The following is a 22,844-nucleotide window of genomic DNA, read 5'->3' as shown; positions in this document are numbered from 1 at the left end:
CGCGTTGCTCCTGCCAGCAGCCGATCCGGACCAGGGATGATAATCCGCGGGGAGTCTGGATCACCAGGCTCCCCGTTTGCGTTTCCCCGCCTCGAAGACCGTCCGAGCCCTTCAAGGAGATGGTCGACAATCCGAGGCAACGCCCATGTGCGTCATCGAAACCTCTCCCGTCGTCGAGACCCGGCGCCTGATCCTGCGCGCGCCCGCGCCCCAGGATGCGCCGCGCATCGCCGCCCTGGCCAATGATCTGGACATCGCGCGCATGACCAAGCGGATGCCGCATCCGTTTCAGATGCGCGACGCCGACGACTTCGTGCTGCAGGTCGCCTCGCAGGACCCAAGACGAGCCAACACCTTCGTCATCGACCATGAGGACGTGGGGCCCATCGGCGTCATCGGCCTGTTCGAGGGCGAGGACCGGGCGCCGGAAGTCGGCTACTGGATTGGGCGGGATTACTGGGGTCGGGGCTTCGCCACCGAGGCGCTGGACGCCGCCTTGGTCTGGGCCAGCCGCAAGTGGAAGCGCCGGGCGCTGGTCGCCGGCCATTTCGCCGACAATCCGGCCTCTGGCCGCGTGCTGGAAAAGGCGGGCTTTCTCTACACCGGCGAGACGCGCCGGGCGTGGAGCCGGGCGCGTCGGGCCGAGGCCGATACGCGCATGATGGTGTGGCTGGCCTGACGGCCAGCCCGCAATGTCAGCCGCCCGCCAGGGCGGGACCATAGACGGCCGCGACGGCGACGGCGCCCACCACCAGCATGGCGCCCGCGCCGGCGATGAAGGTGGCGATGGTCTTGGACCGGCGACGCCGCATGCCGCCCGCCTTGTATTGGCGGATGATGACCGACGGCCCTCGCGTAAAGGCCTCGGATCCTATGATATTGTGTTGGGACAAGAAAAAAGCTCCCCGAACTCTCGCACAGAAGCAGCGATCAGTCCGGGGCGCTCGTGGTCAGAAGATGGCGATCCGCGTTACCGGGGTCGCATCTTCGTGAGAACGGGTCTGCGGGTCACAGGGTGACGGAGACGACCCGGCCGCCGCGCGTCTGCACCGACTGCATCAGCACCAGGGGCGCATCGCCCGAGGTGACCGGCACGATCAGGAACCAGCCGCCGTCGGGCAGGCCGTCGAAGCGGAAGCGGCTGTTCTCGCAGCGCGTGTCGCGGACAAAGGTGCGATAGTCGGCGTTGGCGTCGGCGACGGTGCGGGCGCGGACGACAGCGGCAGGCACGGCCGCGCGCTGGGTCGAGCCGTACAGGGTGCGAAAGCGCGCGCGGGTGTAGGGGGTGTCCGGCGTCAGGCCGACATTGCCGACGCAATCGAAGGCCTTGCCGTCGCGGGCGAAGGCGATCTGGCCTTGAATGCTGTTGCGGCCGGGCATCTGGGACCAGCCGAAGTCGCGCTCGTTGAAGGCGGCCGGGGCGGCGTAGGGCAGACCACCGCCGATCGTGGGCGCACAGGCCGAAAGGGCGGCGGCGCCGAGCGCCAAGGCGAGGCCGGTCGCGGCGAGGGGACGGTTCGACATAGGGCTTCCTCCGGTGTTCGTTGCGGTCGCGCGGACGACCGAGGCCCACTATCGCACGACAGGCCAGGCGACTTCCACGCTCAAGATTCCCCCTCTGGACCCGGACCCGACAACGCGCGAAACAGGCCCGACAACGCGCCCAGTCGTCGAGGCGCGACAGCTCGGAAACGCTCCGCATGACCGTCACCTTCGCCGATATCCAAGCCGCGCGCACCCGGATCGCCGGCGCGGTCGACCGCACCCCGACCCGCTATTCCAGAAAGCTGTCGCAGCTGACCGGGGCCGAGGTCTGGGTCAAGTTCGACAATCTGCAATTCACCGGCAGCTTCAAGGAGCGCGGCGCGCTGAACCGGCTGCTGATGCTGAGCCCCGAGGAGATGAAGCGCGGCGTGGTGGCCGCCAGCGCCGGCAACCACGCCCAGGCCCTGGCCTATCACGGCGGACGGCTGGGCGTGCCGGTGACCATCGTGATGCCGGAGGGCACGCCCTTCGCCAAGATCAACGGCACCCGCTCGCACGGGGCGACCGTGGTGATCGAGGGGCTGGACTTCACCGGCTCGACCGAGGCGGCCAAGCGGCTGGAGGCCGAAAAGGGTTATGTCTTCGTCTCGGCCTTCGACGACGAAGGCATCGTGGCGGGCCAGGGCGTTTGCGCCATCGAGCTTCTGGAGGATGCGCCCGAGGTCGAGGCCCTGATCATCCCCATCGGCGGCGGCGGGCTGATCGCGGGCTGCGCCATTGCGGCCAAGGCGATGAAGCCGGACATCAAGGTCTTCGGCGTCGAGGCCGCGCGCTATCCCTCCTTCACCGCCAAACGGGCGGGCCAGCCGCCGGTCTGCACCGGCCAGACCATCGCCGAGGGCATCGCCATCAAGGCCGTCGGCGACATCCCCTTCGCCCTGGCCGACCCGCTGGTGGATGAGGTCTTCGTCTGCCAGGAAGCCGACTTCGAACGGGCCGTCGCCACCTATGTCACCTATGAGAAGACGGTGTCCGAAGGCGCGGGCGCCGGCGGTCTGGCGGCGCTTCTGGCCTATCCCGAGCGGTTCAAGGGGATGAAGGTCGGGCTGGAGCTGTGCGGCGGAAACATCGATGCACGGATGCTGGCGGTCGTGTTGAACCGCGAGATGGTCCGTGAACGGAGATTGATCGTCTATCGCATCCTGGGCGACGACCGGCCGGGCATGTTGTCGGCCATGGCGGCGGTGATCGGCGGCCTGGGCGGCAACATCATCGACGTGGTCCACAACCGTCTGGCGCTGGACGTGCCGGCCAAGGGCGCCGAGTTCGACATCATGGTCGAAACGCGCGATAGCGCCCACGCCGACGAGATCGGCGAGGCCTTGAAGGAACGCGGCTATGAACTTCGGATGGGGTAAGGCGGCGATCGTCGCGGCCTTCTTGCTGGCGGGCTGCGGCCAGGCCGCGCCGGTCGATCCGAGCGCGGGCAAGGCCGAGGCGGCCGCCTTCATGGCCAAGAACGCCAAGGAAGAGGGCGTTCAGACGCTGCCCAGCGGCCTGCAATACAAGGTGGTGCAGACGGGACCGGCCAGCGGTGTCAGCCCCGACCGCAACGACCTGGTCAAGGTCGATTACGAGGGCAAGCTGGTCGACAACAGCGTGTTCGACAGCTCCTTCGCGCGCGGCGCGCCGGCGGTGTTCACCCCCGAGGAGGTCGTCAAGGGCTGGACCGAGGCGCTGCAGAAGATGCGCGTCGGCGACGAATGGCTGCTCTATGTCCCGCCCGAGTTGGGCTATGGCGAGCAGGGCAATCCCAAGATCCCCGCCAACTCGGTGCTGATCTTCCGCCTGAAGCTGCTCGACGTGGCCAAGGTGCCCGGCGGTGGATCGGGCGTCGGCACGGCGATGGGGTAAGAGGCGCCGGCCTCAGCTCTTCCATCTCAGCGTCGTTGGCTGGATCGGATTGACGAAGGGGCGTGCCTCGGCGCGGCTTCTGGCCCATTCGCGCTTCAGCTGCTGATACCACTTGGCCTGTTTGTCGGCGTCGTCGATCCAGATCAGGGCGGGATCGTAGCGCAGGCCCTCGTTCTGGAGGTTCACCATGCCGCCATCCTGTTTCAGGAAGGCGACCACCCCCATCCGCAAGAAGGGTTTGGCCAGGCCGAACACCCAATGGTCGGACCAGAAGATCTGGGTGATGCGCGTCTTCGTGTCAGTGATCGGCGTCAGGCAGGTCAGGGCCAGAACCTGTTTTTCGCCCACTTGGATATGCTCCCAGCGGAAGCCCGGCAGGCGGAAGGTGATCTCCGTCGCGGGCGCGCCGCCCAGGATCTTGTAAAGGCGGCTGTTCGACGAAGGCGCGTGGCGCACCATGGCCCAGCCGAACGCGGTCGGGGCGAAGGCCTTGGCCTTTTCGTGCATCGAATGCTCGGACCGCCACCACCATTGCTGGTGGACGTAGGGGCCGTGGGCGGGGTCCATCAGGCCGACGACGGCGTGGTCGATGTGGCTGTCGAAATCCATCGCCTCGACCAGCTTGGCCTCGCCGCCGACCACGCCGGGGAAGAGCGGCGGCTCATGGTCCGGCTCCATCGGATTGCGGGCGTCCGACGCCATCCAGACGAAGACGATGCCCTGACTTTCACGCACCGGATAGGACCGCACGCGGATGCGGTTTGCCTCGAACGCCTGATCCTCGACCAGCGAAGGAATGGCGGCGCAGACGCCGTCGGGACGGAAGCGCCAGCCGTGATAGGGGCATTCGACCGTTTCGCCCTCGCCAGGCTTTTCGACCAGCTTGCCGGCCGACAGGGGCGCCGCGCGGTGAGGACAGATGTCGCGCATCGCATAGACCTGGCCCGCGCGGGTGCGGCCGATCAACACCGGCTCGCCCATGATCTCGTAGCGTTTCAGACTGGCCGGAGCGACGTCGCGGCCCAGGGCCACGAAATACCAGGCGTCGGTGACGAACCCCTTGCCGAACGGCTGCGCGCCGGCTTTTGAAGGGGCGGGTTCGACCTGGGGGGACTGGACGGGAGCGGCGTCGGCGGGCTTCATGCCGACTGTCTATCAGAGCCGCGCGGCGCCTGTCTCATGTCACCTGACAGAGAACTTTACATATCAAAGTTGATGCGGCATAAGCGGGCGTCAAAGGGGAGTTTGATCATGACCATCGCATCCATTCTGAACCGCACCGTCGGCGCCGCAGCGGCAGCCGCCCTGCTGTGTGTCGCACCGGCCGCCCTGGCGCAGGACGGGCACGGCGCCCATGCCGACACGGGTCACGCTCATGGCCACCAGCACGCCGACTTTCAGTCCGACCGCATCCACGTCCGCGTCGACGGCGACGCCGGCGGGCGTGACATCATCCTGATCCCCGGACTCAGCTCGTCGCCGGAGGTCTGGCAAGGGACGGTGGATCATCTGGGCGCCGGCTGGCGCGTACATCGCATCCACGTCCAGGGCTTCGCCGGCGCGCCGGCCGAGGGCAATGCGCAGGGCGCGACCCCGTCGCCGGTCGCCGCGCCGGTCGCCGAAGAGATCGCCCGCTATATCCGTGAAAAGGGGCTGACCAAGCCGGTCGTCGTCGGCCATTCGATGGGCGGGACCATCGGCATGATGCTGGCCGCGCGCCATCCCGATGCGGTCGGCAAGCTGATGGTCGTGGACATGGTGCCTTTCATGGGCGCGATGTTCGCCGCGCCGGGCGCCTCGGCAGAAAGCGTGACGCCGGTCGCGGACCAGATCTGGGCCGCCCAGGCCAACAGCCCGCGCGAGGCCTATGTCGCCCAGGCCACCACCAGCATCAACGGCATGATCAACACCGAAAGCCGCCGCGCCGAGGCGCTGGAAGACATGCGCGAAAGCGACCAGAAGGTCTCGGCCGCCGCCTTCCGCGAGCTGATCACGACGGATCTGCGTCCCGAACTGTCCAGGATCACCGCCCCGACCGAGGTGCTTTACGTCAAGTTCAACGATCCGCGCATGACGCCCCAGATCACCGACAGCATCTATCGGATGTCCTTCGCCAATCTGAAGGACGCCCAGTTGAAGCGGATCGACGACAGCGCCCACTTCATCATGTTCGACCAGCCCCAGGCCTTCTACGCCGACCTGGACGCCTTCCTGGCGAAATAGGCGCCGTGACCCACCCGTCCGCGAAACGGATCGTCGGCCTTTATCAGGAAAAGGCCGACGACTGGGTCCGCGATCGCGGTGAGACCCTGTATTCCGGCGACGGCGAGGTGGACGAAGCGGTCTGGCTGGACCGGTTCGTCGCCGGCCTGCCCGCAGCGGCGAAAATCCTGGATGTTGGCTGCGGCTCGGGCTGGCCCATCGGGGCCGCCCTGCTGGAGCGGGGACATCAGGTGACTGGCATGGATGCGTCGCCGGGCCTGATCGCCCATGCGCAGGCGACGCTGCCGGCGGGGGTCTGGTCGGTTGGAGATATGCGTCAGTCCCTGCCGCTTGGTCCGTTCGACGGCGTTCTGGCCTGGCACAGCCTGTTTCATCTCAGCCCCGACGATCAGAAAAAGGTGCTACCGAAGCTGGCCCCGTGCGTCGCCGAGAGCGGGCGGCTGATGTTCACCTCGGGCCAGGCGTACGGCGAGACCGTCGGCGACTGGCGGGGAGAGCCGCTCTATCACGCCAGTCTTGATCCAGAGGCCTATCGCGCCCTGCTGGCCGACGCCGGATTGCGCGTAGAATACGACGGGGCGGAAAGCGGCGTGTGGCTGGCCCGGCGCGCCTTTCTTTCGGCGAAATAGCTGCTCACGATCCCGTGAAGTCGGCGGGACCGTTTCGGCGGGCGTTCATACGCGATACACAGCCGATGAACGAGAACTCGCCCAGCGCGGCATCTGAAGGACGGACATGGCGGGACCGGTGAATGCGGGCGGACCACAGGCGCAGGGCAAGCCCCGCCGGTCGGCCTTGGGACGGTTGTTCTATTGGAGCGCGGTGCTGGCAGTCTGGGGGCTGATCTTCCTGGTCGTCTTCTTCGCCGTCTTCGCGCGCGGCCTGCCGGACACCTCCAGCCTGTACCAGGTCGATCGCCAGCCCTCGATCACCTATCTGGATCGCAATGGGGCGCTGATCGCGACGCGAGGCACCCAGATGGCGCCGCCCGCCGATCTGGACGCCTTGCCGGACTATGTGCCGGCCGCCTTCATCGCGATCGAGGACCGGCGCTTCTATCACCACCCCGGGTTTGACCCCATCGGCATGATGCGGGCGATGGCGACCAACGTCCGCGCCGGTCGGGTGGTGCAGGGCGGCTCGACCCTGACGCAACAGCTGGCCAAGAACCTGTTCCTGACGCCCGACCAGAACCTCCGCCGCAAGGTGCAGGAGCTGATGCTGGCGGTCTGGCTGGAGATGAAATTCTCCAAGAAGGAGATCCTGGCCCTGTATCTGAACCGCGTCTATTTCGGCGCCGGGGCCTATGGGATCGAGGCGGCGTCGCAGCGCTATTTCGACAAGTCGGCCAAGAATCTGACGGTCGGCGAGGCCGCGCTGCTGGCCGGTTTGTTGAAGGCCCCCTCGCGCTATTCGCCGGTGTCCGAGAGCGAGCGCGCGGCCGCCCGCGCCACCGTCGTGCTGAACGAGATGGAAGAGGCCGGCGTCATCACCGCCGCCCAGCGCGAACAGGCCGTGACCCAGCCGGTGATCGTCTCGCGGACGCTCGCGACCCAGCACGCCCAGTATTTCATCGACTGGCTGGACAAGTCGATCCGCAGCCTGGTCGGCGAACCGACCGAGGACATGGTGGTCGAGACCACGCTGGACCTGACGCTGCAGACGGCGGCCGAGCGGTCGGTGCGCCGCATCCTGGATCGTGACGCCGGCAAGGGCGTGCAGCAGGCGGCCCTGGTCGCGCTGGATGGCGACGGCCGGGTGCGGGCGATGATCGGCGGCTCCTCCTATGCCGACAGCCAGTTCAACCGCGCCGTCGACGCCAAGCGCCAGGCGGGTTCGGCCTTCAAACCCTTCGTCTATCTGGCGGCGGTCGAGGCCGGCTATACGCCCCAGACCCCGGTGGTCGATCAGCCGATCACCATCGGCAACTGGTCGCCCCGCAACTATTCCGGAACCTTCAGCGGTAACATGACCCTGGCCCAGGCCGTGGCCCAGTCGACCAATACGGTGGCCGCCTATGTCGCCGATCAGGTCGGGCGCGACAGCGTGGCCCGCGCCGCGCGGCGTCTGGGCATCGAAAGCCGCATCGGTCTGGAGCCGGCGATGGCGCTGGGCGCGGTCGAGGTCTCGCCGATCGAGATGGCCACCGCCTATGACGCCTTCGCCAATGGCGGCCGCCGCGTCGACGCCTATGGCATCAGCCGCATCCGCACGCCCCAGGGCCGCGTCATCTATCAGCGCCAGTCGGGCCAGAGCGGGCAGGCGATCAACAATCCGTCGCTGTACTACATGAACCAGATGCTGCGCGGCGTGGTGACCAGCGGCTCGGGCCGGTCGGCGGCGATCTCGGGCCGCGACCTGGCGGGCAAGACCGGCACGACCTCGGATTACAAGGACGCCTGGTTCGTCGGCTATACCGGCGGCTTCGTCACCGCCGTCTGGGTGGGCAAGGACGACAACACCGCCATGCGCGGCGTGACCGGCGGCTCGTCGCCCGCCGCCATCTGGAAGGGCTTCATGGAGGCGGCCTTGCCGCGCCTGGACGCGCCCGCCATTCCCAACGGTCCGCCCATGCCCGAAGGCTGGGTCGCGCCCGATCCGGTCGGCGATCTGATGAGCGGTCTGGATCAGAACGGCCTGCCCATCGAACCCGTCGATCCCCTGGCGGGCGAGCCCTATGTCCCGGACGACCAGGCGCCGATGCAGCAGTCGTCGCCGCAGCCGTCCAGTCCGGCGTCGCCCAAGGGCGGCTATCGCGATGCGCCGAACCCGCAGCAGCCCGAGGGCCGCCCGGCGCCGGAGCGAAAGGGCGATGCCCTGTTCTTTTAATCACGACGCCTACGGCGCGTAAAAAAAGGGAGGCGACCCGGCGGTCGCCTCCCTTTGCATTTCAGGCCTGGGTCAGCGGGGACAGGACAGGTCGCCTTCCTGACATTGGCTGAGGGTCCGCAACTGTCGTGTCCGCTCCGTCGTCAGACGCGCCAGGCACGTCGAATGCACCATCGGATAGGCGGAGCCGCCCTGAACGCCGGACGCCTCGAACCGGCATTGCTGATCGCGGAAGCTGATCCAGGTGCGTTGGGCGGTGCGCAGCAGGGTGCGGCTTGCGGGCGATAGCCGTCCCATCGTCGTCGTGTACTGGCTATTCAGCGCCCGATCGGCGCGCTGCAGTTCCTGTGCGGCGTTGGCGTTCATCGTGGCCTGCGACTGGGCGCTGGCGGACGAGACGGCGGCAGCGGCGAGGCCGAGCGCGATCGATAGGGTGAGCATCGTTTTCATGGGGCGTTCCTGAGTGGACGGGCCATGTTGAAACGCGCCCGGCCGCCGGGGTTTCCGCCTAGCGCCCCACGGCGTGAAGCGCGCCGCCGTAGTCTTTCAGCCATTTCCGCCAGGGCTTGTGATCCCCGACCAGCCGTTCGACCACGGACCAATAGGCCGGGCTGTGGTCGGCATGGACCAGATGGGCGACCTCGTGGGCGGCGAGGTAGTCGATGACCGGGGGCGGGGCCATGATGACGCGCCAGGAGTAGCGGATGGTGCGGTTGTGCGGGCTGCACGAGCCCCAGCGCGACCGGGTGTCGGCGATGCCCATCTTGACCGGGCCCTGACCCAGCGCGCGCAGATGGTGGTCGGTGCGTTCCAGCAGCGTATCGCGCGCCTCACGCTTCAACAGGTTTTCGACCCGGCGGGCATAGGCCTCGCCTTCGCCGCCTGAGCGGATGATGGTCCCGTCCTCGACCAGGCGCGCGGCGCCCGCGCCGGGCACGGCCTCAAGCCGCACAGGCCTGCCGCGCAGCGAGATGACCTGGCCCGGTTCCAGCGGGCGGCTCTTGGGACGGACGGCCAGGCGTTCGCTGATCCAGACGGCCTTGGATCGGGCGAAGGCGACGGCCTGGCTCAGGCCGCGCTCGGTCGGGGCGATGACCACGGCCTCGCCGGCGCGCGCGTCGATCCGTACCGACAGGCGTCGCGCGCGCGGATTGACCGACAGTCTCAGGGTCGGGCCAGAACCTTCGCTCCCGCCGGCCCCGCTTTCGTCAAGCGGCAGCCGCTGACCGTTGCGATACGCCACCGGCGGCCTCGTTCTGGGCGATGAAATCGCGCACGCGGGGATAGATCTCGTCACGGAATCGCCGGCCGTTGAACACGCCGTAATGGCCCACGCCCGGCTGGACGTAGAGGACGCGGCGATCTTCAGGGATATTGGGACACAGGCCGTGCGCGGCCTGGGTCTGGCCGACGCCGGAGATGTCGTCCTTCTCGCCCTCGACGGTCATCAGGCCGATGTCGGTGATCCTGGACAGATCGACCTTGCGCCCGCGATGTTCCAACAGGCCGCGCGCCAGCAGGTGCTGCTGGAAGACGATGTCGATGGTCTGGAGATAGAACTCTTCGGTCAGGTCCAGCACCGACAGATATTCGTCGTAGAATTCCTCGTGCTTCTCCACCCCATCGCCGTCCCCGGCGATCAGGCTGGTGAAATAGTTCCAATGAGCGTCGCGGTGGCGATCCTCGTTCATCGACATAAAGCTGTAAAGCTGGACAAAGCCCGGATAAACGCGCCGCCCGAAGCCCGCATAGGGCAGGGGCACGGTGTGGATCATGTTCGACTTGAACCAGGTGAAGGGCTTTTCCTCGGCCAACTGGTTGGTGACGGTCGGCGACAGGCGCGCGTCGATGGGCGACCCCATGAAGGTCATCGACAGGGGACGGTTTTCGTCCTCGTCCTCGGCCATCACCGCGCCGGCGGCCAGAACGGGCGGGCCGGGCTGGCACACGCCGACGACGTGGGCGCGGCCGCCGATCTCGGCCAGCATCAGGCGAACGTGGTCGATGTAGTCGAAGAAATCGAACCGCCCTTCCAGCATCGGCACCTGGCGGGCGTTGACCCAGTCGGTGACATAGACGTCGTGGTCCTGAAGGAAGGCTTCGACCGTACCGCGCAGCAGGGTGGCGTAGTGGCCCGACAGCGGGGCCACGATCAGGACGGCCGGGCCGGAGGCGGGCTTCTTGGCGCGCTTCAGGTCACCGATGTTGCGGGCGAAGCGTATCAGGCGGCACCACGGGCTCTGCCAGATCACCTGTTCGGTGGTGCGCACCGGCTTGCCGCCGATGTCGATGGTTTCCAGCTTCCAGGCCGGCTTGCCGTAGCGCCGCGTCACGCTCTCGAACAGTTCGGCCGAGGCGTAGGCCGTGCGGCCGATGGCGGTGTCGGCCGCCGGGTTGAACGGCGAGGTCCAGAAGCTGCGGGCCAGTTGCGCGCCGACCCGGAACGGCAGGGCCGACTGGTAGGCGAGTTCATGAAAGGCGTAGAGCATGACGATCCGGTACGGCCGAGCGCCGTTTGTGCAGGGCAACATATAATGCATCACCCTGCAAAAGGATTATGGGGTCGCTGCTAACCCCGCGCCATCGCCTGTTCGATGATCCTGGTCGTCTTGTCTGGACCCATTCCATAGGCGACGGCGGTGCGGAACTTTCCGTCCGGGCCCATCAGATAGACGGTCAGGGAGTGGTTCATCGTATAGCTCTCGCCCTCGCCGACCTTCTGATAGAAGGCGCGGTAGGCCTTGGCGGCGGTCGCCACCTGTTCGGGCGTGCCCGTCAGGCCGATACTCCCCTTGGGAAAGCCGTCGGACGACAGATAGTCCTTCAGCGCCTGGGGCGTGTCGCGTTCGGGGTCGACGCTGACGAAGACGATCTGCAGATTGTCCGCCTTGTCGCCCAGCCGCTGCTGCACCGCGCCCAGCTCGGCCAGGGTGGTCGGGCAGAACTCGGGGCAGTAGGTGAAGCCGAAGAAGACCAGGCTCCATTTGCCATTTAGCATCGTCTGATCGACGGGTTGTCCATCCTGATTGACCAGTTTGAAGTCGCCGCCGACCAGGGGCTGGCCGGTCGACGTCACATCGGCGCCGTCCGATGTGGGCGCGCGACCGCTGACCACCACGACGGTGATGATGGCCAGCGCCACGGCGATGGCGATGCAGGCGCCCGCGAACAGCAGGATAGAACGACGCGGCATGACGGCCTCTCACGAAACGGATGTGATCGGTCTATAGAAGGCGTGTGACCTCGACAGAAGCCCGCATGGCGCCGCACGGCGCATCCTCTTCGGAGCCGTTGAACGGCTGGAGCGATGCCCCGCGTCGCGGTCGGGGGTTTTCACTGCGGACCCTGATCGTTCTGCGCTGGCTGACGATCATCGGCCAGAGCGCGGCGATCCTGACGGCGCATCAGGGGCTGCATTTCCCCCTGCCGCTCTGGCCCTGCCTGATCGTGATCGCCATCAGCGCGGCGGTGAATGTGGGGGCCATGGCGCGGGTGCGCCGGCTGGAGGCCAGCCTGCCGGACGGGCGCACGACGGCGATCCATCTGGGCTTCGACATCTTCCAGCTGGGCGTGCTGCTGGGTCTGACCGGCGGGCTGGAGAACCCGTTCTGCCTGCTGCTGGTCGCGCCCGTCACCATCGCGGCGGCGGCCCTGCCGGCGCGTCAGGCCCTGATGCTGGGCGTGCTGGCGCTGATCGCGGTCGGGGTGCTGTTCTTCTGGTCCGAACCCCTGCCGTGGCGACCGCACGAGAACTTCCACCTGCCGACCCTGTATCGCCTCGGCATGGCCATGGCCCTGGTGACCGGTGTGGTCTTCACCGCCGGCTACGCCTGGCGGGTGGCGGCCGATGCGGAGAAGCTGGAGCTGGCCCTGGCGACCACCCAGGACGTGCTGCAACGCGAACAGAGGCTGGCGGCGCTGGGCGGGCTCGCGGCGGCGGCGGCGCATGAGCTTGGCACGCCGCTGGCGACCATTCAGGTGGTGGCCAAGGAGCTTCAGCGCGCCTCGGCCCCCGACAGCGACGCGGCCGAGGATGCGGCCCTGATCCTGCAACAGGCCGAACGGTGCCGGGGCATCCTGACCCAGCTGTCGCAACAGCCGGAGGGCGACGACGCCCTGTATGCCGACGTGTCGCTGAAGGCGCTGCTGGAAGAGGTGGTGGAGCCGCACCGGGGCTTCGACCTGGCCTTTGATGTGCTGGTCAAGACGCCGCCGGGTCAGCCTGCGCCGCGCGTGCGCCGGATGCCCGAGGTGATCCACGGCCTGTCCACCCTGGTCGAGAACGCCGCCGATTTCGCCAAGACGACGGTGCGGGTCCAGGCGGTGGTGGACGCCGGCTGGATCGAGATCGAGATTCTGGACGACGGGCCGGGCTTCGCAGGCGACATCCTGCCCCGGCTGGGCGAGCCCTATGTGACCAGTCGGCCTCAGGGCAAGGCGCGCCAGGCCCTGGCCGCCCAGATCGCCGCCGCCGCCCGCCCGTCCAAGCCTCGCACAACGGTCGAGCCGCCCATCGCCCCCAGCCAGGGCGGCATGGGCCTGGGCTTCTTCATCGCCCGCACCCTGCTGGAACGGACCGGCGGGTCGGTCAGTGTGGGCCAGGGCCTGCCGCAATCGGACGCCAAGGCGGCGCCCCGCGGCGCGCGCGTGGCGGTGCGCTGGGCGCGGCCTGCCTTGGAGGTCGCGGCATGAGCGGATTGGGTCGAAGCGTCGCAGGCGGAACCTTGGCCTTGACCCGCGCGCTACCCGTCCCGACTTGAAGCGGCAGGAGAGAGAAACGCATGTCAGAACTCGAAGCCCGCATCGCCGCCCTGCCCGACAAGTCACTGCTGCTGCTGGATGATGACCAGGCCCTGCGCACCCGCATGGGGCGGGCGCTGGAAGCGCGTGGTTTTCAGGTGACGACCGCCGAATCCGTCGCCGAGGCGACGCAGCTGCTGCGGGATAAGGCCCCGGCCTTCGCCGTGCTGGACATGCGGCTTGAGGACGGCAATGGCCTGAAGATCGTCGAGGCGGTGCGCGAAAAGCGCGAGGACGCCCGCATCGTCATGGTGACCGGTTACGGCGCAATCGCCACGGCGGTCGCGGCGGTCAAGGCTGGCGCCGTCGATTATCTGTCCAAGCCCGCCGACGCCGACGACGTGGTCAAGGCCCTGCTCGCCACCGGAGATTCGCCTGAACCGCCGGAAAATCCCATGAGCGCCGACCGCGTCCGCTGGGAGCATATCCAGCGCGTCTATGAGCTGTGCGACCACAATGTCTCGGAGACGGCGCGCCGCCTGGGCATGCACCGCCGCACCCTGCAACGCATCCTGGCCAAACGCGCGCCGCGATAGGCCGAACCCTCAGTCCTCGTCGTCGTCCTCGACCACGTCGGGGATTTCGGGGGTGACCACGGTCGGGGCGATGGTCTTGATCTCGCCCAGCTTGGCGCCGGGGAAGGCCTGGAGCACCGCCTGGACGAAGGGATTGGCCTCGACCTCGGCCCGTTCGGCGGCGCGGGCCTTTTTCTGGATCTCAATGACCGTCTCGGCCCCGCCCTGGCCGTTGGCGGCGATCAGCCAGGTGCGGCCGGTCCATTCGCGCAGGCGGGCCGACAGCTTGCGCGCCAGTTCGATGGGCGCGCCCTGGACGCTTTCATAGACGATGGCGCCGGGCTTGAACGAGACCGGCTTCACATACCGCTCGACATCCATCTGAAGCCCCACCTCGCGCTTCTCGCCGATCAGGGCGACGACCTGTTCGAAAGTCTGAGGATCGGGCAGGGCGGGGGCCATGACCGGCCGCGCGGCCAGCTGCGCCGAGGTTCCGCCGCCGCCGCCTCCGCCGCCGCCACGCGGGGCCGAGCCGCCGCCAATGGGTTCGCCGGACTGCAGCCGCTTCAGTGCCTCCTCCGGTCCCGGCAGGTCGGCGGCGTAGGCCAGGCGCACGATCGCCATTTCCACCGCATCGGCCGGATTGGGCGCGCGCCGCACCTCGTCCAGCGCCTTCAGCAGCATCTGCCAGGTGCGCGACAAGGTCGCCGCCGGAATGGCCGCGCCCAGGGCCGCCAGCTTCTGCGCCTGATCGTTGGGCAACCGCGTCGCGTTCGGTCCCAGCATCTTGGCGACCGAGGCGGCGTGGCAGTGCTCCAGCAGGTCGTTCGTCACCTGCACCGGATCGGCGCCGAAGCCGTAGAGGGTGCGGAAACTCTCCAGCGCCTCGGGCGTGCGGCCGGCCATGACGCTTTCGAACAGGGCGATGGTCTGGGTCCGGTCGGCCAGGCCCAGCATGTCGCGCACCGTCTCGGTCTTGACCGTCTCGCCCCGCTCGGCCTGAACCAAGGCCTGGTCCAACAGCGACAGGCCGTCACGCACCGACCCCTCGGCCGCGCGCGAGATCAGGGCCAGGGCGTCGGTCTCGATCTTCATGCCTTCGCGGTCTGCGATCCGGCCCAGATGCTCGACCAGGATTTCCGGCTCGACCCGACGCAGGTCGAAGCGCTGGCAACGGCTCAGGATCGTCACCGGAACCTTGCGGATTTCGGTGGTGGCGAAGATGAATTTGGCGTGGGGCGGCGGCTCTTCCAGCGTCTTCAGCAGGGCGTTGAACGCCTGCGTCGACAGCATGTGGACCTCGTCCAGCACATAGACCTTGTAGCGCGCCTCGACGGGTGCATAGCGGACGCTTTCCAGAATGTCGCGGATGTCGTTGACGCCGGTGTGCGACGCCGCGTCCATCTCCATCACATCCATGTGCTGGCCGGCCATGATGGCGGCGTCGTGCCGGCCGTGGGCGCTCAGGGTCAGCGACGGCTTGTCGATGACGTCGGTCTCGTTGTTCAGGGCGCGGGCCAGAAGGCGGGCGGTGGTCGTCTTGCCGACGCCGCGCACGCCCGTCAGCATGAAGGCGTGGGCGATCCGGCCCGTGGCGAAGGCGTTGGTCAGGGTGCGCACCATCGCTTCCTGACCGATCAGATCCTCGAAGGTGCGCGGCCGATATTTGCGCGCCAGCACCTGATAGGCGGCGCCGTCATCGGCGTGGGCTTCCACTTCAGCCGGGGCCGGCTTAACGACAGGCGCGGCGACCGGCTCAGGCGCCGCCGAGGCGGGCGCGCCGAACATGTCGTCGGTGTTCTCGTCGCGCGGGGCGACGTCGTCCTCTTCCCAGGGCGGGCCGTCGAGATTCGTGTCGCTGTCCGTCATGGGAGGAAGTCTTACAGTGGGCAGTGGACGGGAAGAAGCGATTCCAGCGTCGGTTCACGCGCAGGTTCATCTTCTCTTTCGTCATTCCGGGCGCAGCGAAGCGGAGACCCGGAACCCAGCGGCGCCGAAGGTGAAATCTCTCCGCCGGCATATGTTTGAACGCGGAGTGCGCGACAGGTTCGCGCTCACGCGCGCCGCTGGGTTCCGGGTCTTCGGGCCAAGAGGCCCTACGCCCGGAATGACGAAAGGAAAAATGGCGGTAGCGCACCAAACGCGCTCAAGCAGCGCGCGACCGCGTCGCGAGCGTTAGCGCAAAAAGAATGAAAGGGTGGAGACCGCGACCCGAAGGGGAATTCGTTGTGGCTGCTGCCTTCCGGCCCTGACCAGATTGGCGAAACCTTCGCCCGCGATCTCCAAGCGGAGATATGACGGGTGCGGCGGTTGGAATCAAGAGCTACAAACCCGCATGGCCCATTACAACACCTTCGCCGGCAATCCGCTCGATCGGGCCGGGGACCTGAGGAATGATCCCGACTGGCTGGCCGAGCAGGCCGCCAAGCCCTACGCCCAGGCCTTGGCGCTCTGGGAGGGGCGGCCGCTGATTGAGGAGACGGGCGAGGGGCCGAGGCTGGCGTGGCTGCAGATGCACCATGCGCGCACCCTGGTGCGCGATCGCGAGGCGTTTCTGGGCCTGTGGAAAGACGAACCCGTCTTCGCTATCGAGTTCGAAGGCTCCATCGATCCGACCGACGGACCGCTGGCCGGGCTGGGCGCCTTTCAAGAGATGCGCGCGGCGGCGGCGATCCTGCCGGCGGCGGATGCGGCGATCGCGGGCGGGGCCAAGAGCCTGTTCGACTGGCGACGCAAACACGGCTTCTGCGCCAACTGCGGCACGCTGAGCGAGACGGCGTCGGGCGGCTGGAAGCGGATATGCCCGGCCTGCGGGACCGAGCATTTTCCGCGCGTCGATCCGGTCACCATCATGCTGCCGGTCTATAAAGGCGGGGCCGAGCCCATCTGCCTGCTGGGCCGTCAGGTGGCCTGGCCTGTCGGACGGATGTCGGCCCTGGCCGGGTTCCTGGAACCGGGCGAATCCATCGAGGAGGCTTGCGCCCGCGAGGTGAACGAAGAGGCCGGCCTGACCGTGATCGCCACGGCCTATCACTCCAGCCAGCCCTGGCCCTTCCCGTCGCAACTGATGATCGGCCTGATCGCGGAGGTGTCGGACGATCAGGCGCAACCGGACCAGACCGAACTGGAAGCCGTCGCCTGGCTGACGCGGGCCGAGGCGCGCGCCGTGCTGGCGGGCGAGCATCCGAGCATTCAGGCCCCGCCGCCCTTCGCCATCGCCCACAGCCTGATCAAGGCCTGGGTCGACGAGGTCTAGGCCAGCGCCCGCGCCGCCTCCAGGTCGGCGGGATTGTCGACGGACAGGGGGGCTTCGTCGATGACGGCGGCCCAGATCTGCATGCCCATTTCCAGGGCGCGCAGCTGTTCCAGCTTCTCGCGTTTTTCCAGCGGCGACGGCGGCGCGGCGCAGAAGCGGTTCAGCGCCTCACGGCGATAGCCATAGACGCCGATGTGCCGCCAGACGGGCGCGTCGCCGTACAGGGTCGAGCGCGTGAAATAGAGGGCGCGCGCCTGGCGTTCGCCTTCGCCCAGGGCCAGCACCGCCTTGACCACGTCGGGATTGCTCCGGTCCGACGCCTCGGCCTCGGCGGCGACCAGGGTGGCGATGTCGCAGGTCGGCTCGCCGTGCAGAATGGCGGCGCAGGCGACCGCCAGACCGGGGCTGGCGAAGGGCATGTCGCCCTGGACGTTGATGACGGCGTCGAAATCGCCCTCGGGGTCGATGGCGTCCACGGCTGCGCGAATGCGGTCCGAGCCCGACGGAAGGGCCGGGTCGGTCAGGACGGCGCGGCCGCCTGCGGCTTCCACCGCCTCGACGATCTCGGGATCGCCGGCGGCGACCACGACCGGCAGGCCCGAGGCCTCGGCCTGGCGATAGGCGCGCACGATCATCGGCGTGTCGCCGATCAGGGCCAGCGGCTTGTTCGGCAGGCGGGTGGCGGCCATGCGAGCCGGTATCATTATCAACGGATTCATCGACTTCCCTGACGCCTGTCTGGCCCGTCGCGCGTTGGGCCGGTTGCGAAGGCGGCGCTACCGTGCCAGAGACGCCAAAGCAAGATTATGTCCGGGGCGTGTTTTCGAGGGGCCCGGCCGGCAGAGGGAAACGACCAGGCGTATGAGCGGCGATCTTAAGTGGAACAAGATTTTCGGCGCGGCTCTGGGGACGGCGTTCGTCATCCTGGTCGTCCAGCAGGCCTCGGGCCTCGTCTATCATTCGGAAGCCCCCGAAAAGATGGGCTATTTCGTCGATGCGCCGGAAGAGGCCGCCGGCGGTGAAGCCGCCGAACTGGCGCCCGACTGGGGCACGGTGCTGCCGACCGCCGATCTGGCCGCCGGCGAGGCCGCCTTCGCGCGCTGCCAGGCCTGTCACGACGCGCACCAGGGCGGCGCCGACAAGATCGGTCCGAACCTGTGGGGCGTGGTCGGCGGGCCGGTCATGCACCGTCCGGGCTTCGCCTATTCCGACGCCATGGCCAAGCACAAGGCCGAGGCGCCGACCTGGGGCTATGACCAGATCAACAGCTTCATCACCGCCCCGGCCAAATATGTGCCCGGCACCAAGATGTCCTTCGCCGGCATCCGCGACACCCAGACGCGCATCAATCTGATCGCCTGGCTGCGCACTCAGGGCTCGGGCGGCTTCGCCATTCCGGCGCCGGATCCCACCCGTCAGCCTGGCGCGGCCGCGCCGGCCGCCGGCGCGCCTGCGACAGGCGAGGCCCCGGTGACCGAAGGCGCCGCCGCGACCGAAGCGACCGGGACCACCCCGGCCGCCGGCGCCCCCGCCGCGTCTCAGGCGACCCCGGCGGCCCCGCCCGCCGCGACGGCGTCTGCTCCGCCGAACCACTGATCGCCACGGCGACGAACGACAAAAGGGCGGCCCGACGGGCCGCCCTTCTTCGTTTCGGGCTGAGCGCTCGGCTCAGAGGATCTGCGCGGCCTCGTCGAACGACAGGCGCGGTGAGCGTGGAAACAGGTTCTCGTCCGAGCCATAGCCGAGGTTGAGGATATAGTTCGGTTCCACATTGCTGTCGGGGAAGAACTCGGCCTTCACGCCGGCGGCGTCGAAACCGGACATCGGCCCGACATCCAGGCCCAGGGCGCGGGCGGCGATGGTCAGATAGCCGCCCTGCAGCGAGGCGTTGCGGAAGGCGGTCTCGCGCCGGCCGGCCTCGTCTGCGAACCAGGCCTTGGCGCCCGGCGCATGGGGGAACAGGGCGTCGAGATGGTCGTGGAAGTCCATGTCCTGACCCACGATCACCGTCACCGGGGCTTGCCGCGTCTTGTCGCGATTGCCTTCGCTCATCAGCGGGATCAGGCGGGCCTTGGCCTCGGGCGAGGTGATGAAGACGAAGCGGGCGGGCGATCCGTTGACCGCGGTCGGCCCGAACTTGGTCAGGTCATACAGCTTGCGCAGCAGTTCCGGCGCGACGGGGCGGTCGGTCCAGCCGTTGCGCGTGCGCGCCTCGGTGAAAAGTTGCGACAGGGCGGCGTCCGAAAGCGGGACGTCGCGTTGATAAGTAGCGTCATAGGCCATGGGATGCGTTCCAGACTTAAATAGCAACGATTACGGGTGCTAATTAGGGTGTTTTGCAACAGTTGCAAGCACCAATCCCGAAAGGCTGGGTTTCGATATCGCGCACCGAGCACAAGCCCTCTGTCGCCCGGGCCTTGTTCGCCCTATCTAGAGGGCATGAAAGATCTGACCCAACTGATGCAGCAGGCCCAGGCGATGCAGCAAAAGCTGCAGGACGCCCAGGCCAGGATGGCGGAAACAGTCGCCGAGGGTTCTTCCGGCGGCGGCCTCGTCTCGGTGTCCCTCAAGGGCCCTGGCGAGATTACGGCCATCAAGATCGACGACAGCTTGCTGAGCCCGGGCGAGGGCGAGATCCTGGCCGATCTGATCGTCGCCGCTCATGCCGACGCCAAGCGCAAGCTGGATGAGCAGAACAACGCCCTGATGCGCGAGGCCGCGGGCCCCATGGCCGGGATGAACATTCCCGGAATGCCGAAACTGTTCTGATGGCCGCCTCCGCCGGGCCGGAGATCGAACGGCTGATTTCCCTTCTCGCCAAACTGCCGGGCCTAGGGCCGCGCTCGGCGCGGCGCGCGGCGCTGGCGCTATTGAAGCGGCGCGAGCAGTTGCTGGTCCCGCTGGCGGCGTCGCTGGCCGAGACGGCCGAGAAGGTCGTGTCGTGCTCGGTTTGCGGCGCGCCGGATACACGCGACCCCTGCGCCATCTGCTCGGACGGATCGCGCGACAACGGCTTGATCTGCGTGGTCGAAGAAGCCGGCGCCCTATGGGCGATGGAGCGATCCGGCGCCTTTCGCGGCAAATACCATGTGCTGGGCGGACTGCTGTCCGCTCTCGACGGTGTCGGGCCCGAGCATCTGCGCATCACCGAACTGGTCGGGCGCGTCAGGGGCGGGGGCGTGCGCGAGGTCGTGCTGGCCCTGCCGGCCACGGTCGATGGCCAGACGACCGCCCACTATGTCGCCGAGCGGATCGCCGGTCCGGATGTGGAAATCACCTCGCTTGCGCGCGGCGTGCCGGTCGGCGGCGAACTGGACTGGCTGGACGACGGCACGATCGTCCAGGCCCTGCGCGCCCGCCGGCCGGCCTGACCGAGTTAGTTCGAAGGCGCCGTCGGGGCGTTGACGTTCGGCGCTTCGCCCGTCGGTGTGGGAACGGCGCGCCCCGTTTCATCCGTCGGCGCATCGGCGGCCGGCGGCGTCTGGCTGTCGCCGGCGAAGGCCTGGGTTTCGGCGGCGGCCGCCTCGGGCCCGGTCTCCGCGTTCTTGGAATCGAACGCGCCGTTGGTCACGAACCACAGGCCCAGCAGCAGAATGGCGGCCGCCAGGGTCGAGATCGCCAGGATGACGGCGATGCGCGGGTTCTTGCGGCCGCTGCGCACCAGTTCGGCGTCGACCGGCCGGCCGTCGTGCACCGCATCGGCGGCGGTGTCGTGGCGGTGGGGCTTTTCCGGGGTCATGGGCGGGTCCTTCGTGCAAATGGCTGAGACACCAACGTCATCGCAACGGCGACGTTCCGGACAAGCGGCGCCGGAAGGGCCACGCTTCTCATTGAAGGCGACTCCCGTTAGGAACGGAGCATGAACATGCTTGTGCCGATCCTCGCTGTGCTGGCCGCCGCCTTCGCGGGCGGTTTTCTGTGGGCCTATATGGGCTGGCAGAAGGCGAGCGGCGCGCTGGCGGCGGCCGAGGCCCGCATCGATCTGGTCGAGGAAAGCCGTGTGACCATGGGCGAACTGCTCAAGGCCCAAGCGGCGCAATCGGCCCAGCTCGTGGCGGATCAGATGGTCAGTCGCGCGACCGAGACCTTCCGCGCCCAGGACCAGCTGGCGCGCGAGCGGATGGCCGCCCAGCTAAAACCCGTCGCCGACACCCTGACCAAGTTCCAGGAGCATGTCGCCGCGCTGGAGAAGACGCGGTCCGAAGAGACCGGGGGGCTGCGTGAACAGCTGGCCCAGCTGATGACGGCCTCGTCCGCCACGCGCGACGAGGCGCGCAAGCTGACCGAGGCCCTGCGCGGCAATACGGGCCGTCGCGGCCGCTGGGGCGAACAGACGTGCCGTAACGTCCTGGAGGCCGCCGGCATGGCGGGGCGGTTCGATTTCACCGAACAGACTTCTAGCGCCGACGACGAGGGCCGCCAGAACCGGCCCGACTTCATCGTCCGCCTGCCCGGCGGCGGCATGTTCGTGATCGACGCCAAGGTCCCGCTGGCCTTCGACGACGGGGAGGGCGACGAGGAGGCGCGCGCCCGCTCGGTCGGCCTGCGCACCGCCGCCAGCCTGAAGACCCACGTGCGCCAGCTGTCGTCCAAGGCCTATCAGGACCAGTTCAAGCCCAGCCCCGATTTTGTCGTCCTGTTCGTGCCCGGTGACGCCTTCCTGGTCACGGCTCTGGACCATGAGCCGGACCTGATGACCCTGGCCATGGCCTCGCGCGTCGTCATCGTCACCCCTTCGACCCTGTTCGCCCTGTGCAAGGCCGTCGCCTATGGCTGGCGCGCGGAAGAGCAGGCGGCCAATGCCGACAAGGTCGCCGCCCTGGGCCGCGAACTCTACAAGCGGCTGTCGGTCATGGGCGGTCATGCCTCAGCCGTCGGGCGGGCTCTGGATACGGCCGTTGGCAAGTACAATCAGTTCGTCGGCTCGCTCGAGAGCCAGGTCATGGTCTCCGCACGCCGGTTCGAGGATCTGCAGGTCGACCATGAGGGCAAGGCCTTGCCGGATCTGACGCCGGTCGAAACCGCACCCCGCGCCATCGCCCGTCCCGAACTGATCGCCGCCGCCAAGGCGGAGTAGGGCCTCTTTCTATGGAAAGGGCGCTTGACAGCGCCGACGCCGTTATGTCAATGTAGCTTGTCAATAGGACAAGGGGTGTTGACTGATGCGCAAGTGGCGGCCGGTAATCAAGGCGATTGCAATCACCTTCGGCGGCGGACTGTTGTTAGCCTTGGTCGGCGGGATCGCGATGGGATACGCCGCCCGCGCCGGCTGGATCGGTTCGGAGATGGGGGAGATGATCTTCACCGCCGTCTTCGCCGCCACCATCATGGCCGGCTCGCTGTGGGTCGGCGCCGAATGGATGCGGGTCATCGACGAAGCCGCACGTGAGGCGCACAAGGCCGCCTGGTACTGGGGCGGAACGGCCGGCATGTGCGTCAGCGGCGTCGGCCTGATCCTGTCCTCGGCGGGGCCGTGGCGCGAGGTGATCGCGCGCGAGATCGGATCGGGCGGCTCGCCCATCGACTATGTGTCCGCCGGCGCCGCCTTGATGATCGCCCCCATGCTGATCGGCTACACCCTCGTCTGGGCCTGGTGGTGGCTGGCGCGGATGCGGGGCTGAGCCATGAACAATCGTCTCAAGGTCCTGCGGGCCGAGCGCGACTGGAGCCAGGCGCAGCTGGCCGAACAGCTCGGCGTATCGCGCCAGACCGTGAACGCACTGGAGACCGGCCGTTACGACCCCTCCCTGCCGCTGGCCTTCAAGATCGCCCGCGTCTTCGGCCAACCCATCGAATCCATCTTTTCAGACGACAAAGCGTGA

Annotated in this window: 26 protein-coding genes and 1 other RNA gene; 15 read left to right on the top strand and 12 right to left on the bottom strand. The window is 68.0% G+C overall.

All coding sequences use genetic code 11. The annotated features are described in order from the left end of the window. Positions 1-145: 145 nt before the first annotated feature. Positions 146-679 carry a GNAT family N-acetyltransferase gene (locus LG306_RS00350; RefSeq protein ID WP_404416968.1) on the top strand — a complete coding sequence of 178 codons (534 nt, stop codon included), beginning with the start codon at positions 146-148 and terminating at the stop codon, positions 677-679. 16 nt (positions 680-695) lie between these two features. Here the strand turns inward: LG306_RS00350 and LG306_RS00345 are convergent, their stop codons facing one another. Both LG306_RS00345 and LG306_RS00340 read right to left on the bottom strand, forming a co-directional pair. After that, positions 696-893, bottom strand: coding sequence for a hypothetical protein (locus LG306_RS00345; RefSeq protein WP_404416965.1), 198 nt, complete (start codon positions 891-893; stop codon positions 696-698). A 115-nt stretch (positions 894-1,008) separates the two neighbouring features. Then, positions 1,009-1,524, bottom strand: coding sequence for a hypothetical protein (locus LG306_RS00340; protein ID WP_404416963.1), 516 nt, complete (start codon positions 1,522-1,524; stop codon positions 1,009-1,011). A gap of 176 nt (positions 1,525-1,700) precedes the next feature. Between LG306_RS00340 and LG306_RS00335 the strand changes: the two genes are divergently transcribed. Both LG306_RS00335 and LG306_RS00330 read left to right on the top strand, forming a co-directional pair. After that, positions 1,701-2,903 carry a threonine ammonia-lyase gene (locus LG306_RS00335; protein ID WP_404416960.1) on the top strand — a complete coding sequence of 401 codons (1,203 nt, stop codon included), beginning with the start codon at positions 1,701-1,703 and terminating at the stop codon, positions 2,901-2,903. Next, entirely contained in the window at positions 2,884-3,399 is a 516-nt protein-coding gene (locus tag LG306_RS00330) for an FKBP-type peptidyl-prolyl cis-trans isomerase (RefSeq protein ID WP_404416957.1), read from the top strand. The genes LG306_RS00335 and LG306_RS00330 overlap by 20 nt, the downstream gene beginning before the upstream one ends. Before the next feature lie 12 nt (positions 3,400-3,411). On the opposite strand, the gene LG306_RS00325 is transcribed toward LG306_RS00330, so the two are convergent. Continuing rightward, the gene (locus LG306_RS00325) at positions 3,412-4,542 is read right to left on the bottom strand and encodes a Rieske 2Fe-2S domain-containing protein (RefSeq protein WP_404416955.1); all 1,131 of its coding nucleotides are present in this window, start codon (positions 4,540-4,542) and stop codon (positions 3,412-3,414) included. A 108-nt stretch (positions 4,543-4,650) separates the two neighbouring features. Between LG306_RS00325 and LG306_RS00320 the strand changes: the two genes are divergently transcribed. From LG306_RS00320 to LG306_RS00310, 3 genes are all read left to right on the top strand, one after another. After that, entirely contained in the window at positions 4,651-5,622 is a 972-nt protein-coding gene (locus LG306_RS00320) for an alpha/beta fold hydrolase (protein ID WP_404416952.1), read from the top strand. 5 nt (positions 5,623-5,627) lie between these two features. Beyond that, complete coding sequence (locus tag LG306_RS00315; protein WP_404416950.1) at positions 5,628-6,251, top strand: class I SAM-dependent methyltransferase; 624 nt, start codon at positions 5,628-5,630, stop codon at positions 6,249-6,251. A 106-nt stretch (positions 6,252-6,357) separates the two neighbouring features. Next, on the top strand, positions 6,358-8,451 hold the full coding sequence (locus tag LG306_RS00310) for a transglycosylase domain-containing protein (RefSeq protein WP_404416948.1): 2,094 nt from the start codon (positions 6,358-6,360) through the stop codon (positions 8,449-8,451). A gap of 72 nt (positions 8,452-8,523) precedes the next feature. Here LG306_RS00310 and LG306_RS00305 read toward each other — a convergent pair whose 3' ends face one another. From LG306_RS00305 to LG306_RS00290, 4 genes are all read right to left on the bottom strand, one after another. Then, positions 8,524-8,901 (bottom strand): lysozyme inhibitor LprI family protein, encoded by a 378-nt coding sequence (locus LG306_RS00305; protein ID WP_404416945.1) that lies wholly within the window; start codon positions 8,899-8,901, stop codon positions 8,524-8,526. Between the two features lie 58 nt (positions 8,902-8,959). Then, positions 8,960-9,694 carry a M48 family metallopeptidase gene (locus LG306_RS00300; protein WP_404416942.1) on the bottom strand — a complete coding sequence of 245 codons (735 nt, stop codon included), beginning with the start codon at positions 9,692-9,694 and terminating at the stop codon, positions 8,960-8,962. Next, a complete protein-coding gene (locus LG306_RS00295) occupies positions 9,660-10,940 on the bottom strand; it encodes a polyhydroxyalkanoate depolymerase (protein WP_404419593.1) in 1,281 nt (426 codons plus the stop codon). Before LG306_RS00295 ends, LG306_RS00300 begins: the two co-directional genes overlap by 35 nt. An 80-nt stretch (positions 10,941-11,020) precedes the next feature. Next, positions 11,021-11,644 carry an SCO family protein gene (locus LG306_RS00290; RefSeq protein ID WP_404416939.1) on the bottom strand — a complete coding sequence of 208 codons (624 nt, stop codon included), beginning with the start codon at positions 11,642-11,644 and terminating at the stop codon, positions 11,021-11,023. Between the two features lie 44 nt (positions 11,645-11,688). On the opposite strand from LG306_RS00290, the gene LG306_RS00285 reads away from it, so the two are divergent. Together LG306_RS00285 and LG306_RS00280 are read left to right on the top strand one after the other, a co-directional pair. Then, positions 11,689-13,143 carry an ActS/PrrB/RegB family redox-sensitive histidine kinase gene (locus LG306_RS00285; protein ID WP_404416936.1) on the top strand — a complete coding sequence of 485 codons (1,455 nt, stop codon included), beginning with the start codon at positions 11,689-11,691 and terminating at the stop codon, positions 13,141-13,143. An 89-nt stretch (positions 13,144-13,232) separates the two neighbouring features. Further along, a complete protein-coding gene (locus LG306_RS00280; RefSeq protein ID WP_017505618.1) occupies positions 13,233-13,787 on the top strand; it encodes an ActR/PrrA/RegA family redox response regulator transcription factor in 555 nt (184 codons plus the stop codon). A gap of 9 nt (positions 13,788-13,796) precedes the next feature. Here LG306_RS00280 and LG306_RS00275 read toward each other — a convergent pair whose 3' ends face one another. Then, on the bottom strand, positions 13,797-15,635 hold the full coding sequence (locus tag LG306_RS00275) for a DNA polymerase III subunit gamma/tau (protein ID WP_404416933.1): 1,839 nt from the start codon (positions 15,633-15,635) through the stop codon (positions 13,797-13,799). A gap of 323 nt (positions 15,636-15,958) precedes the next feature. Next, positions 15,959-16,054: signal recognition particle sRNA small type (ffs, locus tag LG306_RS00270), an RNA gene on the bottom strand. A 47-nt stretch (positions 16,055-16,101) separates the two neighbouring features. Between ffs and nudC the strand changes: the two genes are divergently transcribed. Continuing rightward, a complete protein-coding gene (nudC, locus tag LG306_RS00265; protein ID WP_404416930.1) occupies positions 16,102-17,022 on the top strand; it encodes an NAD(+) diphosphatase in 921 nt (306 codons plus the stop codon). On the opposite strand, the gene LG306_RS00260 is transcribed toward nudC, so the two are convergent. Continuing rightward, entirely contained in the window at positions 17,019-17,741 is a 723-nt protein-coding gene (locus LG306_RS00260) for a 3-deoxy-manno-octulosonate cytidylyltransferase (protein WP_404416927.1), read from the bottom strand. The two genes, nudC and LG306_RS00260, sit on opposite strands and share 4 nt — an antisense overlap. Positions 17,742-17,883: 142 nt before the next feature. Between LG306_RS00260 and LG306_RS00255 the strand changes: the two genes are divergently transcribed. After that, positions 17,884-18,618, top strand: a complete 735-nt coding sequence (locus LG306_RS00255; RefSeq protein ID WP_017505623.1) for a cytochrome c family protein — start codon at positions 17,884-17,886, stop codon at positions 18,616-18,618. 72 nt (positions 18,619-18,690) lie between these two features. On the opposite strand, the gene LG306_RS00250 is transcribed toward LG306_RS00255, so the two are convergent. Then, positions 18,691-19,305, bottom strand: coding sequence for a malonic semialdehyde reductase (locus tag LG306_RS00250; protein WP_404416924.1), 615 nt, complete (start codon positions 19,303-19,305; stop codon positions 18,691-18,693). A gap of 156 nt (positions 19,306-19,461) precedes the next feature. Here LG306_RS00250 and LG306_RS00245 point away from each other — a divergent pair, with 156 nt between their 5' ends. Both LG306_RS00245 and recR read left to right on the top strand, forming a co-directional pair. Beyond that, positions 19,462-19,791 (top strand): YbaB/EbfC family nucleoid-associated protein, encoded by a 330-nt coding sequence (locus LG306_RS00245; protein WP_295186790.1) that lies wholly within the window; start codon positions 19,462-19,464, stop codon positions 19,789-19,791. After that, positions 19,791-20,393, top strand: coding sequence for a recombination mediator RecR (gene recR, locus LG306_RS00240; RefSeq protein WP_039244053.1), 603 nt, complete (start codon positions 19,791-19,793; stop codon positions 20,391-20,393). The genes LG306_RS00245 and recR overlap by 1 nt, the downstream gene beginning before the upstream one ends. 5 nt (positions 20,394-20,398) lie before the next feature. Here recR and LG306_RS00235 read toward each other — a convergent pair whose 3' ends face one another. Further along, a complete protein-coding gene (locus LG306_RS00235) occupies positions 20,399-20,761 on the bottom strand; it encodes a hypothetical protein (RefSeq protein ID WP_404416920.1) in 363 nt (120 codons plus the stop codon). Between the two features lie 120 nt (positions 20,762-20,881). Between LG306_RS00235 and LG306_RS00230 the strand changes: the two genes are divergently transcribed. The 3 genes from LG306_RS00230 to LG306_RS00220 all read left to right on the top strand — a co-directional run bounded on the left by LG306_RS00230 (position 20,882) and on the right by LG306_RS00220 (position 22,844). Continuing rightward, a complete protein-coding gene (locus tag LG306_RS00230; RefSeq protein ID WP_404416917.1) occupies positions 20,882-22,099 on the top strand; it encodes a DNA recombination protein RmuC in 1,218 nt (405 codons plus the stop codon). An 85-nt stretch (positions 22,100-22,184) separates the two neighbouring features. After that, positions 22,185-22,643, top strand: coding sequence for a hypothetical protein (locus tag LG306_RS00225; protein ID WP_271041976.1), 459 nt, complete (start codon positions 22,185-22,187; stop codon positions 22,641-22,643). A gap of 3 nt (positions 22,644-22,646) precedes the next feature. Then, positions 22,647-22,844, top strand: a complete 198-nt coding sequence (locus tag LG306_RS00220; protein WP_017505630.1) for a helix-turn-helix transcriptional regulator — start codon at positions 22,647-22,649, stop codon at positions 22,842-22,844.

It is taken from the genome of Brevundimonas vesicularis (assembly GCF_044807075.1).
Classification (GTDB): Bacteria; Pseudomonadota; Alphaproteobacteria; order Caulobacterales; family Caulobacteraceae; genus Brevundimonas; species Brevundimonas vesicularis_G.
The sequence above is the reverse complement of the archived record's forward strand: the minus strand, read 5'-3'. Positions and strand labels throughout refer to the sequence as shown.

Excerpts from the sequence above, each read along its gene's own strand:
- LG306_RS00330 (WP_404416957.1), top strand. The coding sequence starts at position 2,884 with ATGAACTTCGGATGGGGTAAGGCGGCGATCGTCGCGGCCTTCTTGCTG.
- LG306_RS00230 (WP_404416917.1), top strand. The coding sequence starts at position 20,882 with ATGAACATGCTTGTGCCGATCCTCGCTGTGCTGGCCGCCGCCTTCGCG.
- LG306_RS00350 (WP_404416968.1), top strand. The coding sequence starts at position 146 with ATGTGCGTCATCGAAACCTCTCCCGTCGTCGAGACCCGGCGCCTGATC.
- LG306_RS00290 (WP_404416939.1), bottom strand. The coding sequence starts at position 11,644 with ATGCCGCGTCGTTCTATCCTGCTGTTCGCGGGCGCCTGCATCGCCATC.
- LG306_RS00225 (WP_271041976.1), top strand. The coding sequence starts at position 22,185 with ATGCGCAAGTGGCGGCCGGTAATCAAGGCGATTGCAATCACCTTCGGC.
- LG306_RS00320 (WP_404416952.1), top strand. The coding sequence starts at position 4,651 with ATGACCATCGCATCCATTCTGAACCGCACCGTCGGCGCCGCAGCGGCA.
- LG306_RS00235 (WP_404416920.1), bottom strand. The coding sequence starts at position 20,761 with ATGACCCCGGAAAAGCCCCACCGCCACGACACCGCCGCCGATGCGGTG.
- LG306_RS00295 (WP_404419593.1), bottom strand. The coding sequence starts at position 10,940 with ATGCTCTACGCCTTTCATGAACTCGCCTACCAGTCGGCCCTGCCGTTC.
- LG306_RS00335 (WP_404416960.1), top strand. The coding sequence starts at position 1,701 with ATGACCGTCACCTTCGCCGATATCCAAGCCGCGCGCACCCGGATCGCC.
- recR (WP_039244053.1), top strand. The coding sequence starts at position 19,791 with ATGGCCGCCTCCGCCGGGCCGGAGATCGAACGGCTGATTTCCCTTCTC.
- LG306_RS00310 (WP_404416948.1), top strand. The coding sequence starts at position 6,358 with ATGGCGGGACCGGTGAATGCGGGCGGACCACAGGCGCAGGGCAAGCCC.
- LG306_RS00280 (WP_017505618.1), top strand. The coding sequence starts at position 13,233 with ATGTCAGAACTCGAAGCCCGCATCGCCGCCCTGCCCGACAAGTCACTG.
- LG306_RS00250 (WP_404416924.1), bottom strand. The coding sequence starts at position 19,305 with ATGGCCTATGACGCTACTTATCAACGCGACGTCCCGCTTTCGGACGCC.
- LG306_RS00340 (WP_404416963.1), bottom strand. The coding sequence starts at position 1,524 with ATGTCGAACCGTCCCCTCGCCGCGACCGGCCTCGCCTTGGCGCTCGGC.
- LG306_RS00305 (WP_404416945.1), bottom strand. The coding sequence starts at position 8,901 with ATGAAAACGATGCTCACCCTATCGATCGCGCTCGGCCTCGCCGCTGCC.
- LG306_RS00245 (WP_295186790.1), top strand. The coding sequence starts at position 19,462 with ATGAAAGATCTGACCCAACTGATGCAGCAGGCCCAGGCGATGCAGCAA.
- LG306_RS00325 (WP_404416955.1), bottom strand. The coding sequence starts at position 4,542 with ATGAAGCCCGCCGACGCCGCTCCCGTCCAGTCCCCCCAGGTCGAACCC.
- LG306_RS00255 (WP_017505623.1), top strand. The coding sequence starts at position 17,884 with ATGAGCGGCGATCTTAAGTGGAACAAGATTTTCGGCGCGGCTCTGGGG.
- LG306_RS00275 (WP_404416933.1), bottom strand. The coding sequence starts at position 15,635 with ATGACGGACAGCGACACGAATCTCGACGGCCCGCCCTGGGAAGAGGAC.
- LG306_RS00220 (WP_017505630.1), top strand. The coding sequence starts at position 22,647 with ATGAACAATCGTCTCAAGGTCCTGCGGGCCGAGCGCGACTGGAGCCAG.
- LG306_RS00260 (WP_404416927.1), bottom strand. The coding sequence starts at position 17,741 with ATGAATCCGTTGATAATGATACCGGCTCGCATGGCCGCCACCCGCCTG.
- nudC (WP_404416930.1), top strand. The coding sequence starts at position 16,102 with ATGGCCCATTACAACACCTTCGCCGGCAATCCGCTCGATCGGGCCGGG.